Source organism: Streptomyces sp. NPDC020965 (assembly GCF_044333555.1).
In the GTDB taxonomy this organism is placed as follows: Bacteria; Actinomycetota; Actinomycetes; order Streptomycetales; family Streptomycetaceae; genus Streptomyces.
This window is the reverse complement of the sequence record NZ_JBIRRE010000005.1, coordinates 292,546-309,879: the sequence shown is the minus strand read 5'-3', so window position 1 is coordinate 309,879 and position 17,334 is coordinate 292,546. Positions and strand designations below refer to the sequence as shown.

At 71.1% G+C, this 17,334-nt stretch carries 11 protein-coding genes; 8 read left to right on the top strand and 3 right to left on the bottom strand.

Translation table 11 applies throughout. The features are described 5' to 3' along the window. Positions 1-237: 237 nt before the first annotated feature. Positions 238-1,461: an Ig-like domain-containing protein gene (locus ACH4S7_RS17835; protein ID WP_398522137.1), complete on the bottom strand. Its 1,224-nt coding sequence runs from the start codon at positions 1,459-1,461 to the stop codon at positions 238-240. Between the two features lie 166 nt (positions 1,462-1,627). On the opposite strand from ACH4S7_RS17835, the gene glgX reads away from it, so the two are divergent. The 3 genes from glgX to ACH4S7_RS17820 all read left to right on the top strand — a co-directional run bounded on the left by glgX (position 1,628) and on the right by ACH4S7_RS17820 (position 8,152). Further along, a complete protein-coding gene (gene glgX / locus ACH4S7_RS17830; RefSeq protein ID WP_398522136.1) occupies positions 1,628-4,051 on the top strand; it encodes a glycogen debranching protein GlgX in 2,424 nt (807 codons plus the stop codon). A gap of 88 nt (positions 4,052-4,139) precedes the next feature. Further along, positions 4,140-6,176, top strand: coding sequence for an ABC transporter ATP-binding protein (locus ACH4S7_RS17825; RefSeq protein ID WP_398522135.1), 2,037 nt, complete (start codon positions 4,140-4,142; stop codon positions 6,174-6,176). After that, positions 6,173-8,152 (top strand): ABC transporter ATP-binding protein, encoded by a 1,980-nt coding sequence (locus tag ACH4S7_RS17820; protein ID WP_398522134.1) that lies wholly within the window; start codon positions 6,173-6,175, stop codon positions 8,150-8,152. The genes ACH4S7_RS17825 and ACH4S7_RS17820 overlap by 4 nt, the downstream gene beginning before the upstream one ends. Before the next feature lie 150 nt (positions 8,153-8,302). Here the strand turns inward: ACH4S7_RS17820 and ACH4S7_RS17815 are convergent, their stop codons facing one another. Next, positions 8,303-9,250: a helix-turn-helix transcriptional regulator gene (locus ACH4S7_RS17815; protein WP_398522133.1), complete on the bottom strand. Its 948-nt coding sequence runs from the start codon at positions 9,248-9,250 to the stop codon at positions 8,303-8,305. A 197-nt stretch (positions 9,251-9,447) separates the two neighbouring features. Between ACH4S7_RS17815 and ACH4S7_RS17810 the strand changes: the two genes are divergently transcribed. Both ACH4S7_RS17810 and ACH4S7_RS17805 read left to right on the top strand, forming a co-directional pair. Next, on the top strand, positions 9,448-10,392 hold the full coding sequence (locus ACH4S7_RS17810; protein ID WP_398522132.1) for an alpha/beta fold hydrolase: 945 nt from the start codon (positions 9,448-9,450) through the stop codon (positions 10,390-10,392). A 357-nt stretch (positions 10,393-10,749) separates the two neighbouring features. Continuing rightward, entirely contained in the window at positions 10,750-11,508 is a 759-nt protein-coding gene (locus ACH4S7_RS17805; RefSeq protein ID WP_398522131.1) for a MerR family transcriptional regulator, read from the top strand. Between the two features lie 244 nt (positions 11,509-11,752). Here ACH4S7_RS17805 and ACH4S7_RS17800 read toward each other — a convergent pair whose 3' ends face one another. Further along, positions 11,753-12,619 (bottom strand): alpha/beta fold hydrolase, encoded by an 867-nt coding sequence (locus ACH4S7_RS17800; RefSeq protein ID WP_398522130.1) that lies wholly within the window; start codon positions 12,617-12,619, stop codon positions 11,753-11,755. Positions 12,620-12,703: 84 nt separating this feature from the next. Between ACH4S7_RS17800 and ACH4S7_RS17795 the strand changes: the two genes are divergently transcribed. From ACH4S7_RS17795 to ACH4S7_RS17785, 3 genes are all read left to right on the top strand, one after another. Continuing rightward, positions 12,704-13,315, top strand: coding sequence for a TetR/AcrR family transcriptional regulator (locus tag ACH4S7_RS17795; protein WP_398522129.1), 612 nt, complete (start codon positions 12,704-12,706; stop codon positions 13,313-13,315). Between the two features lie 203 nt (positions 13,316-13,518). Next, positions 13,519-15,441, top strand: a complete 1,923-nt coding sequence (locus tag ACH4S7_RS17790; RefSeq protein ID WP_398522128.1) for an ABC transporter transmembrane domain-containing protein — start codon at positions 13,519-13,521, stop codon at positions 15,439-15,441. Further along, on the top strand, positions 15,438-17,243 hold the full coding sequence (locus ACH4S7_RS17785; protein ID WP_398522127.1) for an ABC transporter ATP-binding protein: 1,806 nt from the start codon (positions 15,438-15,440) through the stop codon (positions 17,241-17,243). The genes ACH4S7_RS17790 and ACH4S7_RS17785 overlap by 4 nt, the downstream gene beginning before the upstream one ends. Positions 17,244-17,334 lie beyond the last annotated feature (91 nt).

The following is a 17,334-nucleotide window of genomic DNA, read 5'->3' as shown; positions in this document are numbered from 1 at the left end:
CCGCCAGATAATCACACCGAGATGGAGGGTTCACCGCCATGGGTGTCACCGTTCCGTCCCAACAGGTGCAACGCGTCGGCGGACCGCTTCGGTTGCCCCTTGACCGGGAGAAACAGCGCGAGGGAAGCAGAGGAGGCGAGGCAGGGAAGGCGGGCAGGGAGGAGGGCCCCGCCAGGAGAGGGGCCCCCGCCCGGGGGGCCGTCCGGAGGGAGTCGTCCGGAGGGAGTCGTGCGGGGCTCAGCGCAGGGCGGAACCCGCCTTCCAGCGTTGCCAGTCCAGGTTCCAGCCGCTGAGGCCGTTGCTGGGATCGACCCCCTTGTCCCGGGAATTGATCACCTCGACCACATCGCCGACCAGGGTCCGGTCGAAGAACCAGCCGGCCGGGGAGTCCCCGCTGCCGCCCTTGTCGTCACGGAGTCCGATACAGCCGTGGCTGACGTTGACCTGGCCGAAGGTCTCCGGGGGAGCCCAGTAGTTGCCGTGCAGAAAGGTGCCGGTCTTGGTCAGCCGCATCGCGTGCGGCACGTCCTTGATGTCGTACTCGCCGCCGAAGCCGACCGTCCTGCCGTCCATCCTGGTCACCTCCAGCAACTCACTGACCACCATCTTTCCGTTGTACGTGGTCGTCTTGGGCGCCCCCGCGGTGATCGGCACCGTCGCCAGGAGGTTCCCGTCCCGCCGCACCTCCATCGTCTTGGCCTCCGCGTCCACCAGGGACACCTGGGAGCGGCCGATGGTGAAGGCGACCTTCTTGTTCTGGATGCCGTACGCGCCCGGTGCCGCCTGGACGTCCCGCAGTCGCAGCTCGACCGTGACCTTGGTGCCCGGTTTCCAGTACCGGCTCGGTCGGAGGTCGAGGCGCTTCTTGCCGAACCAGTGGCCGACGATCTCCACCGGGGGGTCGGCGGTGACCCGGACGGCGCGCTCCACCTCGGCGCGGTTCTCGATCTCCTGGTTGAAGTCGACGGAGACGATCATTCCGGTGCCGACGACGGCCCGGTTCTCGGGTTTGAAGTAGCCGATGAAACGGTGTTCGGGGACCTCCGTGGTGAAGGTGGTGTGCCGGGCCGAGCGACGGCCGTGGCCGTCCAGGGCGACCGCGTCCACGCTGTATTTGGCGGCGAGTCCCAGGTGGGTGCCCTCGGTGGGCCGCCAGCGCAGACCGTCGTCGGAGATCGTGCCGGGGACCTCGGTGGGCGTCTCGTTCTCGATCCGGGTCACCGTGACCCGTTCGAGGCGCCCGCTGGGCAACCGCACTTCGAGGCGGCCGTCGGGGGCCACCCCCTTCGCTCCGTCGTCGGGGACGATACGGATCGCGTCGTCGCCGGATCGCGGCTTGCCGCCGATGTCAAAGGTCCCATCGGTGCAGCCGGAGAGGCCGGCCATCAGTCCTGCCATCAGTCCTGCCCAGGTCAGCACGGTCGCCGTGGACCGCCCTGCCCGCTTCAGTACGTGTCTCACGCCCCACCAACGACGGGGGTCACGCCGGGGAAACGTGACGGGATTTTGAGAGAACCACATGGCGGGCAGAACAGGTGAGAGGAGCCCGGGGGACGGGGACCGGGGCGGGGGACACCGCCGGCCGGAGCGAGCCCGCGTGGTCCGATGAGCCGCGGGAGGCCGACGGGTGTCGAGCGCAGCCGAACGGGAGACGGTACGGGACGGCGTGCGGGAGACGGTACGGGACGGCGTGCGGGACGAGGTTCGGGAGACGGTACGCGAGGGGACCGGGTCGCCTCCGAGCGTGGCGAGACCGGCCCCTACCCATCCGGCCGTGGCGGCACCGGCCCCCGTCCCTCCGGCGCTGGTGGGACCGGCCCCCGTCCCTCCGCCCGTGGCGGGACCGGTCGTGTGGCCGGGGTCGCCGACTCCCCTCGGGGCCCGGTTCCGGATCGGCCCCGACGGGATCGCCGGGACCAATTTCGCGCTCTGGGCCGGTGGGGCCGAGTCGGTCGAACTGTGTCTGTTCGACACCGCCACCACCAGCCGCGACCACGGCGGGGAGGGCCGGGACGGCCGGGACGGCCGGGACGAGACGGAGACCCGGCTGCCGCTGACCGAGCTGACGCATGAGATCTGGCACGGCTTCGTCCCCGGTGTCAGGCCGGGCCAGCGGTACGGCTACCGGGTGCACGGCCGCTGGGACCCCTGGACCGGAGCCCGCTGGAATCCGGCGAAACTCCTGCTCGACCCGTACGCACGCGCCGTGGACGGCGACTTCTCCCTCCCCCCGGAGGTGTACGGACACGTCCGCGACTGGCCCCGGCGACAGCTCGCCGACACCGTACGGGACGACCGGGACTCGGCCCCGTACGTCCCCAAGGGGGTGGTGGTCCACGACGACTCCCCCGACGACGAGTGGCGGGACGACCGCCGGCCGAAGACCCCGTGGGCCGATACGGTCATCTACGAATTACACGTCCGGGGTTTCACCCGGCGCCACCCCGGCATCCCCGAGGAACTGCGCGGCACCTACGCCGGCCTGGCGCACCCGGCCGCCGTCGACCATCTCGTACGGCTGGGAGTCACCGCCGTCGAACTGCTCCCCGTCCATCAGTACGCGCACGAGGACCATCTGCTGCGGCGGGGCCTGCGGAACTACTGGGGCTACAACTCCATCGGCTACTTCGCCCCGCACGCGGGGTACGCGGCGAGCGGGACGCGCGGACAGCAGGTCGGCGAGTTCCGCCGGATGGTGCGGGCGCTGCACGCGGCGGGGATCGAGGTCATCCTCGACGTGGTCTACAACCACACGGCGGAATCGGGTGAGCTGGGCCCCACCCTCTCCCTGCGGGGCATCGACAACCGGGGCTACTACCGGCTCCAGCCCGACGCCCGCGCCTACGCCGACTACACGGGCTGCGGCAACACCCTCCACGTCGTACAGCCACACGTCCTGCGGCTGATCACCGACTCCCTGCGCTACTGGGTCAGCGAGATGGGCGTGGACGGCTTCCGCTTCGACCTCGCGGCGGCGCTCGCCCGCTCGATGCACGATGTGGACATGCTCTCGCCGTTCCTCGCGGTGATCGCCCAGGACCCGGTGCTGCGCCGGGTGAAACTGATCGCCGAACCGTGGGACGTGGGCTCCGGCGGCTACCAGGTGGGCGCCTTCCCGCCGCTGTGGACCGAGTGGAACGACCGCTACCGGGATGCCGTACGGGACTTCTGGCGCGGCGCGCTCCCCGACGTACGCGATCTGGGATACCGGCTCTCAGGGTCCAGTGATCTGTACGCGTGGGGCGGGCGGCGCCCGTACGCCTCCATCAACTTCGTCACCGCGCACGACGGCTTCACCCTGCGCGACCTGGTGAGCTACGAGCGGAAGCACAACGAGGCCAACGGCGAGTCCAACCGCGACGGCACCCATGACAACCGTTCCTGGAACTGCGGCGCCGAGGGCGAGACCGATGACCCGGCCGTCATCGCGCTACGGCTGCGCCAGATCCGCAATCTACTGACCACCCTGCTGCTGTCCACGGGGGTGCCGATGCTGGTCGCGGGCGATGAGATGGGCCGTACGCAGGGCGGTAACAACAACGCCTACTGCCAGGACAACGAGGTCGGCTGGGTGGACTGGTCGCTCGTCGGGGAGCCGGGGCCGCGCGGACTGCTCGCCCTGACCACGCGCCTACTGGCGTTGCGGCGGGCCCATCCGGTGCTGCGCCGCCGTGCGTTCTTCTCGGGCCGCGCGCACACGGCGGACGGGCTGCGGGACCTCGCCTGGTTCACCACGAGGGGGCGGGAGATGACCGAATCCGACTGGTACGCGCCTTCCGGGACGGTGGCGCTCTACCTCTCCGGCCGGGACATACCGGGCCGGGACGCCCGGGGCGTACCGGTGACGGACGACAGCTTCCTGCTGATCCTGCACGCGGACCACCGGCCGGTGGAGTTCCGGCTGCCGGGCGCGCCCTGGGCGGAGTCGTACCGGGTGGTGGTCGACACGGCGGTGGCGGAACAGGACACGGCGCCGGGGACGGGGTACGAGGGCGGGGAGACGGTGACCGTGGGCGGGCGGTCGGTGCTGTTGCTGCGGGTGGACTCGTGACCCGGGCTCGCGACCCGAGCCTCCCCGGTGCGGATCGACCGCTAATTGAGGTGAGAGCGGTCAGGGATAAATCGTAGGCTCACTCCTGATGCCCACCAAACATGTATCCGCCAAGGACCGGTCCGCCGTGCGCTCACTACTGCGGCTCTGGCCGTATGTGCGGCCCGTCCGCGCGCGGCTGTTCAGCGCCGCGTTCGTCGCGATCGTGGCCTCCTGCCTCAGCCTGGTCATTCCGCTCGTGCTGAAGTGGATCGTGGACGGCCCGGTGGCGGAGAAGAACCCCGGGGGCGTCTGGCTCGGGGCCCTGGCGCTGCTGCTGCTCGGCTTCGCCGAGGCGCTGCTCTTCGGATTCCGGCGCTGGCTGGTGGCCCGCCCGCTGGCGGGCGTCGAGGTGGCGATGCGCGCCGATCTGTACGCGCATCTGCAACGGCTGCCGCTCTCCTTCCACGACCGCTGGGCATCGGGGCAACTGCTCTCCCGGAGCACCACGGATCTGGCGCTGTTGCGGATGTTCCTGGCGTTCCCGCTGACGTTCCTGCTGGTCAACGGGGTCACGATCCTCGTCGGCTATGTGGTTCTGCTGTGGCAGGACTGGACGCTGGGGCTGGTGCTCACGGCGCCGATCATCCCGCTGGTCGTGCTCTGTTCCTACTTCGAGTCGCGGTACTCGATCGCCGCCCGGCGCGCACAGGACCAGGTGGGCGATCTGACGACGGTCGTCGAGGAGAGCGTGCTCGGCATCCGGATCGTCAAGGGCTTCGGCCGCCACCGCAGTCAGGCCCTCGCCTTCCGCGAGCTGTCCCAGCAGCTTCGCGGTACGGAGCTGGTCAAGGCGCGGCTGCTGGCGGGCATCTGGGCGCTGATCACTGTCATCCCCGAAACGGCCATCGGCGCCGCGCTGATCCTGGGCACGGTCCAGGTCGCGGACGGGAATCTGTCGGCGGGCACGCTGGTCGCGTTCCTGTCGACGGCGCTGGCGCTGCGCTGGCCCGTGGAGTCGATCGGTTTCCTGCTGGCGATGAGCCAGGAGGCGGCGACGGCGACGGAACGGTACTTCGAGGTGATGGACGAGGAGCGGGAGGCGGAGACCTTCCAGGAGGCGACCGCCGCCGACCAGACCGCCACGGAAGAGGAGAGCGCGGGGGGCGCGGGCGCGGAGCAGGCGGCCCTGCGGAAGGCGGCCTCGGTGCGGGTGCCCCGCCAGAAGGCGGCCCCCGAGAAGACGGCCTCCACGGGGGCCACCGAAGGTGACGAAGAAGGCGACGGCGACGACGGGGCGGATGGGCTGCGGTTCGACGGGGTCCGGTTCCGCTTCCCCGACGCCCCGGCCGATGCCCGGCCCGTGCTCGACCGCATCGATCTACGCATCCGTCCCGGCGAGACCATGGCCCTCGTCGGCGGCACCGGCAGCGGAAAGACCACCCTCACCTCCCTCGTACCCCGGCTCCATGAACCGACCGCCGGCCGGATCACCCTGGACGGCGCGGACATCACCGCGATGCCCCGGCAGGAGCTGCGTGAACTGGTGTCGGTGGCCTTCGAGGAACCCACCCTCTTCTCCGCGACCGTGGGCGAGAACGTGCTCATGGGCACGGCGAACACGAGCGATTCACGCCAGGCCGACCTGGATCGCGCTCTGGATGTCGCCCAGGCCGGTTTCGTACGCTCACTCCCGAACGGTGTGGACACGGAGGTCGGCGAGCAGGGCCTGAGCCTGTCGGGCGGTCAGCGACAGCGGCTGGCGTTGGCGCGCGCGGTGGTCGGCGGACCCAGGTTCCTGATACTCGACGACCCGCTCTCCGCGCTCGACGTCCACACGGAGGCACTGGTGGAAGCGGCACTGCGCCGGGTGCTCCGGGACACCACCGCGCTGGTGGTGGCCCACCGCCCTTCGACGGTGCTGCTCGCGGACCGGGTGGCGCTGCTCTCCGAGGGCCGGATCGCAGCCGTCGGCACCCATCAGGAACTACTGCGGACGAATGCGGAGTACGCGTGGCTGATGTCGGGGGCGACAGCGGACGGGACCGACGGGCCGGAGCGGCCGGACGGCCGTGGCCAGGGCCAGATCCAGAGCCAGGGCCACGCGGACGGGTCGGACGACCCCAGGGAAGGAAACGCACGATGACGGCCGCCACCGAGTCCCCCACCGAAGGCACCGAGCGCGCCGAGGCGGCCGAGGCCGGCGAGCGCGCCGAGGTCGCCAAGCCCGGCGAGGTTGCCAAGGCCGCCGAGCGCGCCGAGGTTTCCGCCGGTGACACCGTCGTGGGGCCGCCCTCCGGGCCGGCCGCCGGCCGGCCGGACCAGGGCGCCGGGGACCCCTTCGACCAGGACGATCTCCCCGTCGCCAAGGGCGCCACCGGCCGGCTGCTCCGGTCGCTGCTCTCCCCGCACCGGGGGCGCGTGATCAGGGTCGCGGTGCTGCTGCTCTTCCAGCAGGCCGCCGTCCAGGCCGGTCCGCTGCTCGTCGCCTACGCGATCGACCGGGGCGTCCCCGCCTTCCGTGAGAACGACTACGGGCCGCTGATCGCCGTCGCCATCGGCTACGCGGTGAGCGCGTTCGGCGCCGGACTGCTCCAGTACCTCTTCATCACCACCTCCGCCCGGCTCAACCAGGACGTCCTGCTGGATCTGCGCGGCCGGATTTTCCGTCATGCGCAGGCCCTGAGCGTCGACTTCCACGAGCGCTACACCTCCGGCCGGTTGATCTCCCGCTCGACGACGGACGTGGAGTCGCTCCGTGAACTCCTGGACGAGGGCCTCCAGGAACTGATCAACGTCATCCTGGCGTTCGTCTACATCTCCGTGCTGCTCCTCTGGCTGGACCTCGGCCTCGGCGCGGTCGCCATCGCCTCCTTCATCCCGCTGTATCTGTTCGTACGGCTCTACCAGCGGCGCGCCGCCCGCATCTACAGCGAGCGCTCCACCGCGATAGCCGGCGTCATCGTCAAGTTCGCGGAGACGATGAACGGCATCCGCCCGGTGCGCGCGTTCCGGCGCGAGCAGACCAACGACGAGGCGTTCGCGGTCCTCAACGCCCGGCACGGCCGCAGCAACGGTGACGCACTGCTGGAGATGGCGCGCTATGTCCTCTGCTCCCGGCTGGTCGCCAACACGGCGGTCGCGGGGATCGTGCTCTGGGGCGCCTACCGGGTGGCGGGCGGGACCCTCGCGCTCGGTGTGCTCGCCGCGTCCGTGCTCTATCTGCGGCGGCTCTACGACCCGATCGACCGGCTGGGCATGTTCCTGAACTCCTACCAGTCCGCCGCCGCGTCGCTGGAGAAGATCGCGGGCCTGCTGGCCCAGACCCCGAACGTCCCGGAGCCCGAACACCCCGGGGAGCTGCCGCCGCTCGTCAGCGAGCACCCCGGCCGGGAGGTCGTCTTCGACGGGGTCCGCTTCGCCTACCGGACCGGCGACGAGGTGCTCCCCCGCTTCGATCTGACGATCCCGGCCGGTCAGACGGTGGCCGTCGTCGGTTCGACGGGCGCGGGCAAGTCCACGCTCGCCAAGCTGCTGGCCCGTTTCTACGATCCGTCCGATGGCCGGGTCCTCCTCGACGGTGTCGACATCCGGGACCTCGCCGTGCCCGAACTGCGGCGCGGGGTGGTGATGGTGACCCAGGAGGCGTTCCTGTTCTCCGGGACGGTCGCCGAGAACATCTCCATCGGCCGGCCGGACGCGACCCGCGAGGAGATCGAGCAGGCGGCGAAGGCGATCGGCGCGCACGATTTCATCGCCGGTCTGCCGGACGGGTACGACACGGACGTACGGAAGCGGGGTGGCCGGATCTCGGCCGGCCAGCGACAACTGGTCGCCTTCGCCCGGGCGCTGCTGGCCGATCCGTCCGTACTCATCCTGGACGAGGCGACGAGTTCGCTGGACGTGCCCGGCGAGCGGGCGGTGCAGCGCGCGATGGACACGGTGCTGCACGGGCGCACGGCCGTGGTGATCGCGCACCGGCTCTCCACGGTGGAGGTGGCGGACCGGGTGCTGGTGATGGAGCGGGGCCGGGTCGTGGAGGACGGCTCCCCGGCCGATCTGATCGCCGGTACGGGCAGGTTCGCGGATCTGCACCGGGCGTGGCGGGACAGCCTGGTCTGAGCCCGGGCGGCGGTGGGTTCCGCGTTTCGATGGGCTTCTCGATGGGCTTCCCCATCACGTCGGCGTGCTGAGGACCTCAGGGGGCTGCGTCAGGGGGCTGTGTAGGGCCTGACCGGTCGAGACCGTCCACGTGATCACCACGGGACGGTCTCAGCCGTATCGCTCGACGAGCGCGTTGCCGATCGAGATCAGGTGGTTCCGCACACCCGGAGGGCCGGTCACCTCCAGCCATTCGACCAGCCAGGCGAGCTCGCCGGCGAGCATGTACTCGTTGTGGCCCCGGATCACGACCTCGATGCGGCCGTCGGCCGTGGCACCTCCCACCTCAAGCCGAGCGCCGAGCGCCATCCGAAGCAGGTCGATCCCGTGGGGCGCGCATACCGCCTGGATCTCCAGGGGCGTGCGCCTGCGCTCGACCTCGTCGGCGATCTCGCGCCAGCTCTCGGCGAGGTCGAAGCCCTCGGGTCGGCGCACGGGATCGTCGGTCGGGTCGGCTGACGACACCCGGTCGATCCGGAAGGTCCGCCGGCCGGCCTCGGTGTCGCAGACGAGGTACCACGACTGGCCTTTGGCGACGACGCCCAGCGGGTGGACGGTTCGCTCGGTCTCGGCGCCGCTGCCGTCGACGTAGCCGAGCCGGACCTGGACGCCACGGATCACCGCGTCCTGGAGTGCGTCAAGGAAGCGAGGTGTTCGGGGCTCGACCCGGTTCGCCCCCCATCGTGGCGGGTCCATGACCAACGACGACGCCGCCGCCTCGGCCTGCACCCGGAAGGGCTCCGGCAGGGCGTGGACGAGCTTGCGCAGGGCCGCCTTCACGGCCGGCGTCGCGGCCGAGGCCGGTCCGGCGACCAGGAACAGGGCGCGGGCCTCACTCGCGGTCAACCCGGACAGGTCGGTGCGGGCGCCGCCCACGAGGCGCCAGCCGCCGCCTCGGCCCTGCACGGAGTACACGGGCACCCCGGCCATGGCCAGGGCGTCGAGGTCGCGGCGCGCGGTGCGCTCGGAGACCTCCAGCTCCCGGGCGACCTCTGCCGCTGTCACCTGCTCACGCCGTTGCAGCAGAAGGAGGACGGCCACCAGCCGGTCGGTTCGCACGCCGATAAAGCTCTCACAGGAAACCGGTCATGGGGTGACCGGTTTCGGTAGCCAGGATGGCGACACGGCCTCACCGACGAGTCCCCGCATCCACGACCGCGTCATCCTTGCCCCCCGTCACCGGGGGGGGTTACGCCGACACGGTCTTCGGGAGCCGTCGCCGCCTGATCACCCCGAAGGAACAGAGAGGAAATACAGTGTTCGATCCAGCCGATTTCCCCGAGCCCACCCTCATCCCGGTCAACGGTGTGGAACTCGAAGTCTTCGAAGCAGGCCGAGAAAATGCGGGAAAACCCATCGTGCTCTGTCATGGCTGGCCGGAACATGCCTTCTCCTGGCGCCACCAGATGCCCGTCCTCGCCGCAGCGGGCTACCACGTCATCGTCCCGAATCAGCGGGGTTACGGGAACTCGTCCCGCCCGGCCGAAGTGACGGATTACGACATTGAACACCTGTCGGGGGATCTTGTCGCGCTTCTCGATCACTTCGGATACGACGATGCCACCTTTGTCGGTCATGACTGGGGTGCAATGGTCGTCTGGGGACTGACCCTGCTGCATCCGACCCGGGTGAACAAGGTGATCAACCTGAGCCTGCCCTACCAGGAGCGCGGCGAACAACCCTGGATCGAGGTCATGGAGGCTGTGCTCGGCGGCGACTTCTACTTCGTCCACTTCAATCGACAGCCGGGCGTCGCGGACGCCGTGTTCGACGAGAACACCTTCCAGTTCCTTCGCAATATGTACCGGAAGAACGAACCCCCCCGAGAGCCTCGGCCGGGTATGGCGCTGATCGATCTCGCCAGAGCGGAAACACCACGCGGTGAGCCCGTCATGAGCGACGGCGAACTGGCCGTCTTCGTCTCCGCCTTCGAATCGACCGGGTTCACGGGCAGTGTGAATTGGTACCGGAACCTCGACCGCAACTGGCGCTTGCTGGCGGACGTGGACCCGATCATCCGGCAGCCCACGCTCATGATCTACGGCGACCGGGATCTGGTCCGGCCGTCCGAGAGGCTGGCGGAGTTCGTGCCCGACGTGGACGTGGTCAATCTGGACTGCGGCCATTGGATCCAGCAGGAGGAGCCGGAAGAAACCAACCGGGCGATATCCCAATGGCTGGAACGGCAGGACGCCGACTAGGTTCTGTCCGGGCGATCTTCGAGGGTCAGCCCGCGGCGTCAGATGCGTGCGCCCCCCAAGGGCCGAGGCATGGGGCCTCCCCAGGCCCCCGTGGGCCGAGGCATGGGGCCTCCCCAGGCCCCAAGGGCCGAGGGGACGTGCCGTCGCAGTCCGTCGCGGGCCCGACGAGATCGCCCGGACAGGGCCCAGGTCGTTCTTGAGAAGTGGCTGGTGTGCTGGGCGGGCCGTCCGGAAGAGTCTCGGGCGACCATCCGGATCGTGAGGGCGCGGGCTTGCCATTGCCGCTGCGGCAGCTTCTACCGTCCTGAGCAGGGCCGGAGAAACCGGCCCGGTGACGCGATCGTGAGGGAGACAGCGATGGACTGGCCTATCGCGGAGGTCGCTCGGATGTCGGGCGTGACCGCCCGGACCCTGCGGCACTATGACGAGGTCGGTCTGCTGCCGCCAGCCCGGATCGGGGCCAACGGCCACCGCTATTACGAGGAGCGTCAGCTTCTGCTGCTCCAGCAGATTCTCGTACTACGCGCCCTGGGCGTGGGGATTCCCGAGGTCGGCCGGATCCTGGCCGAGCAGGTCGACGAGGTGGACGCCCTGCGTGGCCACCATCGGCGGTTGCTCGCCGAGCGAGACCGGCTCGACACCCTGGCAGGCACCGTCTCCCGCACGATCGCCGAACTGGAACAGTCCAGGAAGGACGGCAATTCCGTGACCATCAACCGACCGGCGAACCTGTTCGAGGGCATTCAGCCCTCCCAGTACCAGGAGAGCCTCCGTGACTTCCCCGAGCACGCCGAGGAAGTCGCCCGCACGGTCGCCGCGATGACCCCCCAGGACATCGAGGCCGGACAGCGCGAGCGCACGACGCAGATGGTTCTGCTGGCTGACCTGAGGGCCGCCGGCCACCCGGCCGACGCCACGCCCGTGCAGGCCCAGATCGACGCCCAGTACCAGGCCATGACCGAATTGCGGCCCGTGTCGGCCGAGGAGTACCGCGCCATTGGACGCTCCTGCGTGGACAACAGCGCCTGGCGCGCCGCGTACGAGGCGATCGCACCCGGCCTGGCCGCGTACCAGCGCGACGCCATCGAGGTGTACGCCACCACCCGGCTCAGCTGACGAGGGACCGGGCTGGTCCCAGGGGCCGGCCCGACACGGGGACCCTGATGACTTCCAGGACTGCCCCGAACTGTGGGCTGTCTCCCCACTGACCTGTGGTGACCAGCAGCGATAGCGGCTTCTGCCCGTGCTCGCAGGCCAGATGAGTCCTCGTGGTCCAGCCCCCGCGGGACCGGCCCGGGCCATGGTCGTCGGGTTCCCACTGGCCATCCGTTCCGCGCGGGCGCCGGGTTCTGAGCCGGGATCAGGCGGGGGTGGCGTCCGCCGGTGCCGCGCCCGCAGGGGTGTTGCGGATGAAATCCCCGATGAGCCGGGCCGTCAGGTCGGGCTGGTCGCGCATCACCCAAGTGCGGCTGTCGGCCATGGTCTCCAGCCGGGCGCCGGGCACGATCGCGGCCAGCCGCTCGCCGTGCGCGTAGGGGAAGAGCCGGTCCTCGCGGGCGAAGGCGAGCAGGGTGGGCCGGTCGAAGGAGGCGAGCCGCTCCGCCGGTTCGAGCAGGACCGTGGGGACGATCCCGCGGGTGACCTTGACGCAGTCGCGCCGGACCCCGGGGTCGGCGAAGAAGGCCCCCATCCAGTCGTCGATCAGATCGTGGGGCAGTGCGCCCTTGGTCAGCAGACCGAACCCGAAGGGCATCCGACGGACGGTACGCAGCCGCAGGGCCTGGAAGACCAGGGTGAGCAGACCGGGCACCCGGGAGCTGGGCCCGAGCGTTCTGAACCAGGGGGACGGGCAGTTGTCGAAGCACTCGCCGTTGGTGAGGACGAGACGGCCGATCCGCTCCGGATGGTGGGCGGCGACGAGCTGGGCGACGGCGGTGCCGAGATCGTTGCCGACCAGGGTCACCCGGGGCAGATCGAGCGCGACGATCAGATCGGCGACCAGCCGGGCGATCCCCGGGAGGCTGAGGTCCGCGCCGGGGTTCATCGGGGTGCGGTGGGCGCCGAGTGGCAGATCGGGGGAGATGCACCGGAAGTCCGGGGCGAGCCGGTCGACGACCGGCTCCCAGAGTCTGCTGTCCATGAGATAGCCGTGCAGAAACAGCACCGGCTCGCCTTCGCCGGTGTCCCGGTAGTGGACGGTTCCCTGGTCGAGCGTGAGCTGTGGCATGTCGGGTGCCCCTCGCGTCAAATTACATACAGACTGTATGTACGTAGCGTGGCATGCAGACTGTACGGAACTCAAGGGGGCAGGATGGAATCGACCGGCACCAAGCACACCCGGCGTTCCCGGGCGACCCGGGCGGCTCTCATCTCCGCCGCCCGGTCGCTGTTCGCCGAGCGCGGCTACGCGGGGGTGGGGACCGAGGAGATCGTCCGCGCCGCCGGGGTGACCCGGGGGGCGCTCTACCACCAATTCCGGGACAAGACCGATCTGTTCGACGCGACGGTGCAGACGGTCGAGGCGGAGCTGACCGAGCGGATCGCCGGCCAGGTCATGGCGGTCGCCACGGATCCGGTGCAGGCGTTGAAGGCGGGGGCGCGCGCGTTTCTCGACGCCTTCGCCGAGCCGGACGTGGAACGCATCCTGCTGCTGGACGCGCCAGGGGTGCTGGGCTGGCGGCGATGGCGGGAGATCGGCCAGGACCACGGCCTCGGGGTGATCACAGCGGCCCTGGAGGCGGCGATGGCTTCCGGAGCGCCGACCACCCGGCCCGTACCGCCACTGGCCCATATCCTTCTCGGCGCGCTGGACGAGGCGGCGTTGATGGTCGCCCACGCGGACGATCCCGAGGCGACGCGCACGGAGATGACGGAGGCGCTGGAGCATCTGGTGGACGGCCTGCTGGTGCGGAACGGCGACTGACGTACCGGGCGGGTGGGCGGGCGGCGTCGCTGTCCGAACAGGCAGGACCCGTACGGGCCCCGGCGCGTGATATCTCCCGGGGAGTGGCGTCGGTTGTTGATCCTTTGCGATCCTGTGCCCCGGAGCCAGCGGGGCATTTCGAATGGTTCGCGATACCTCGGCCCGTCTGGGGGGACCTGCCCACGATCACAGAGGTGCGGTGGATGACAGAGACGTCAATGGACCCGGGTAACCCGGACCGCCGTGGTCCCGGCCGGTACCTCTGGTGGCTGGTCACCAGTCAGCGGCGGCGGGTCGCCGGTGGCGCACTACTGGGCAGCGCCTGGATGGTCGGTCTGACGCTGCCTCCGTATCTGCTCTCCCGCGCCATCGATGACGGCCTGGCACCGGGTCACTGGCCCGCACTGCTCGGTTGGACCGGTGCGCTCCTGGGGGTGGGGGTGCTGAACGCGTGGCTGGCCGTCATGCGGCACCGCACCATGACCCGGGTACGGATCGACGCCGCCTTCCGTTCCGTACAGGTCGTGGTCGAACAGGCGACCCGGCTGGGTGCCGCACTGCCGCGCCGGGTCACCGCCGGGGAGGTCGTCACGATCGGCTTCGCCGATGTCTCCGTGATCGCCAACACGCTGACGATCACCGGCCCCGGCGTCGGCGCGGTCCTCGCCTACGCCGTCGTGGCGGCGCTGCTGCTGACGGTGTCACCGCTGCTCGCCGTGGTCGTGCTGCTCGGGGTCCCGCTGCTCGCACTGCTGGTCGGCCCGCTGCTGGGGCGGCTCCAGGGTGTCGAGACCACGTACCGGGACCATCAGGGCGGGCTCGCCGCCCGCTTCGGGGACATCGTCGGCGGACTGCGCGTACTCAACGGCATCGGCGGCAAGGAGGTGTACGCCGAGCGCTATCGGCGCGCCTCTCGGGAGTTGCGGGACGAGGGGTACCGCGTCGGCGCGGTGACGAGCTGGATCCAGGCACTCGGCGTCGGCCTGCCCACCCTCTTCCTCTCCGTGGTGACCTGGCTCGCGGCCCGGATGGCGGCACAGGGGACCATCACCGTCGGCGAGTTGGTGGCGGTCTACGGGTACACGGCGGTCCTGGTGGTACCGGTCGCGTTCTTCATCGAGGGGGGTTACGACCTCAGCCGTGGACTGGTCGCCGCCCGGAGGGTGGTGGGCTTCCTGTCCCTGGAGCCCTCGGAGCCCGAGGCAGGCGGCGGGGGTCCGAGGCGGGAGGCACCACCGGCGCCGGCCGCGCTCCACGATCCGGCGTCCGGTGTGACGGTGGCGCCGGGGAAACTGACCGTGCTGGCCTGCGCCGGTCCTTCGGACGCCGTGGCGGTGGTCGACCGGCTCGGTGGCTTCACCCGGTCGGCGGCGACCTGGGGCGGGGTCCGGCTCGACGAGATCGATCCGGCACTGGTCCGGGAACACATCCTGGTCGCGGACAACGAAGCCGATCTGTTCGCCGGCACCCTGCGCGATCTGGTGTCCGGCCGCCACGACCGGGATCCGGACGCCATCGGGCACGCCGTCCACACGGCCATGGCGGAGGACATCGTCCAGGGGCTGCCGGCGGGGCTCGATTCGGCCGTCGGCGCGGGGGCCCGTGATCTCTCGGGCGGTCAGCGGCAGCGCGTCCGCCTGGTCCGGGCGCTGCTGGCCGACCCCGGGACGCTGCTCGCCGTCGAACCGACCTCGGCGGTCGACACCCACACCGAGGCGATGATCGCGACCCGGCTGCGGGCCGCGCGGTCCGGCCGCACGACGCTCGTCACCAGTACGTCGCCGCTGCTGCTGGAGCTGGCGGACACCGTGTACTACCTGGTCGACGGTACGGTCGCGGCCGTCGGCACCCATCGTGAACTCCTGGGCCCGGAGCCCGGCTACCGCCTGCTGGTGTCCCGGGGCACGGACGACGCGACTGATCGGGCGGTCCCGGCGCGGGACCGGCACGGCCCGCCCGACCTGACCGCACCGGCGCCCGCCCCGCTCGACCCAGCGCCCGACCACCAGACCGCGCCCGCGCCCGACCCGGCCGAAGTGACGCCCGACTCGAACGACCCGACGCCCGCCCAGACGGACGCGACGCCCGCCCCGACCGCACCGGCGCCCGAGGAGGCCGTTCGATGACCACCGCCGCACGACCGGCGCGCGGGACGCTGCCCGTCGCCGAGCCCGCCCGGGTGCGCCGAGCCGCGCTCCGGCTGATCCGGCTGGACCGCCGGGCCTTCGCCGCCATGCTCGCCCTCAACGCACTGGCCGCCGCGGCCGGCCTCGCCGGCCCCTGGTTGCTCGGCCGGATCATCAACGAGGTCAGGGCGGGTGGCGGAGTGGCCACCGTGGACCGCCTCGCCCTCGCCATCCTCGTCTTCGCGGTGGCCCAACTGCTGCTGGCCCGCTACGCCGCCCATATCGGGCACCGCTTCGGCGAACGCACCCTGGCCCGGGTCCGCGAGCAGTTCGCCGACCGGGCACTCGCGCTGCCCGCCTCGGCCGTCGAACGGGCCGGTACGGGCGACCTGACCACCCGGGGCACCACCGATGTGGCGGCGGTCGGGACCACCCTCCGCGACGCCGGGCCCGAGGTCCTGATCGCCTCCGTCCAGGCGCTGTTCATCCTCGGCGCCGTCTTCGTGCTCGATCCCCGGCTGGGTGCGTGCGGGGTGGCCGGCCTGCTCGGCATCTGGTGCGCCACCCGCTGGTACCTGCGCCGGGCGCTGCCCGCCTATCTCGCCGAGGGAGCGGCCAACTCGTCGCTCGCGGAACAGCTCGCGGCCACTGCGGCGGGTGCCCGCACGATCGAGGCCCTCGGGCTGCAACGGCGTCGCATCACGGCGTGCCGGGAGTCGATCGAGACCTGTCGGGCCACCCGGACCCGGACCCTGTTCCTGCGGAGTGTGCTCTTCCCGGCCGTGGACGTCTCGTACACCGTGCCCGTCGTCGGTGTGCTGCTCGTCGGCGGCGTGCTGCACGGCCAAGGGGCGGTGAGCCTGGGCGCGGTGGTTGCGGCGGCCCTGTATCTGCGTCAGCTCGCCCAACCGCTGGACACCATCCTCCAGCACGTCGAACAGTTGCAGAGCAGCGGCGCGTCCTTCGCCCGGGTGGAGGGGCTCGGCCCAACATCGCCGTCACCGAACGATTCCACCGGACCGGCACAAGCCCCCGTACAGGCCGACTCGCTCGAACCGGACGGGGACCTGATCGAGGTGTCCGGGGTCCGGTACGCCTACGACGGCGGGCGCGAGGTGCTGCACGGCGTCGATCTGACGGTCCGGCCCGGCGAACAGCTCGCCATCGTCGGCCCGTCCGGCGCGGGCAAGACCACCCTGGGCAGGCTGCTGGCGGGCGTGGACGCGCCGGGCGCCGGTTCGGTGACGGTGGGCCGGGTCCCGGTCGCCGCTCTGACCCCCGACCGGCTGCGCCGGCAGATCGTCCTCGTCACCCAGGAGCACCATGTGTTCCTCGGCACGGTCCGCGACAATCTGCGGATAGCGGCACCGGCCGCCACCGACGACGAACTGTGCGCGGCGCTCGTCGCCGTGGGAGCCGACTGGGCCGGCCGGCTACCGGCCGGTCTGGACACCGAGCTGGGCCACCGGGGGCACCGGCCGGACGGCGCCCAGGCCCAGCAGCTCGCACTGGCCCGGGTGGTGCTGGCCGATCCGCACACGCTGATACTCGACGAGGCCACGGCGCTGCTGGACCCGCGGACCGCGCGGCACACGGAACGGGCGCTGGCCGCGGTCCTCGACGGCCGGACCGTGATCGCCATCGCGCACCGGCTCCAGACGGCGCACGACGCGGACCGGGTGGCGGTGATGGAGGACGGCCGGATCACCGAGCTGGGCACCCATGACGAGCTGGTGGCGGCCGACGGCGCGTACGCCTCGCTCTGGCGCTCCTGGCACGGAACGGATCCGGCCACCCCCTGAACGACGGACGGGGCCCTGATCGCGGGAGGTGGAACCGCCCACGATCAGGACCCTCTGGTGACCACCGGTCACCGGCTACCGGTCACGCCCG

What these genes read in the sequence shown, in the direction of transcription:
- ACH4S7_RS17800 (WP_398522130.1), bottom strand. Translation starts at nt 12,619, where the DNA reads ATGCCACAGCTCACGCTCGACCAGGGAACCGTCCACTACCGGGACACC.
- ACH4S7_RS17820 (WP_398522134.1), top strand. Translation starts at nt 6,173, where the DNA reads ATGACGGCCGCCACCGAGTCCCCCACCGAAGGCACCGAGCGCGCCGAG.
- ACH4S7_RS17805 (WP_398522131.1), top strand. Translation starts at nt 10,750, where the DNA reads ATGGACTGGCCTATCGCGGAGGTCGCTCGGATGTCGGGCGTGACCGCC.
- ACH4S7_RS17785 (WP_398522127.1), top strand. Translation starts at nt 15,438, where the DNA reads ATGACCACCGCCGCACGACCGGCGCGCGGGACGCTGCCCGTCGCCGAG.
- ACH4S7_RS17790 (WP_398522128.1), top strand. Translation starts at nt 13,519, where the DNA reads ATGACAGAGACGTCAATGGACCCGGGTAACCCGGACCGCCGTGGTCCC.
- ACH4S7_RS17795 (WP_398522129.1), top strand. Translation starts at nt 12,704, where the DNA reads ATGGAATCGACCGGCACCAAGCACACCCGGCGTTCCCGGGCGACCCGG.
- ACH4S7_RS17825 (WP_398522135.1), top strand. Translation starts at nt 4,140, where the DNA reads ATGCCCACCAAACATGTATCCGCCAAGGACCGGTCCGCCGTGCGCTCA.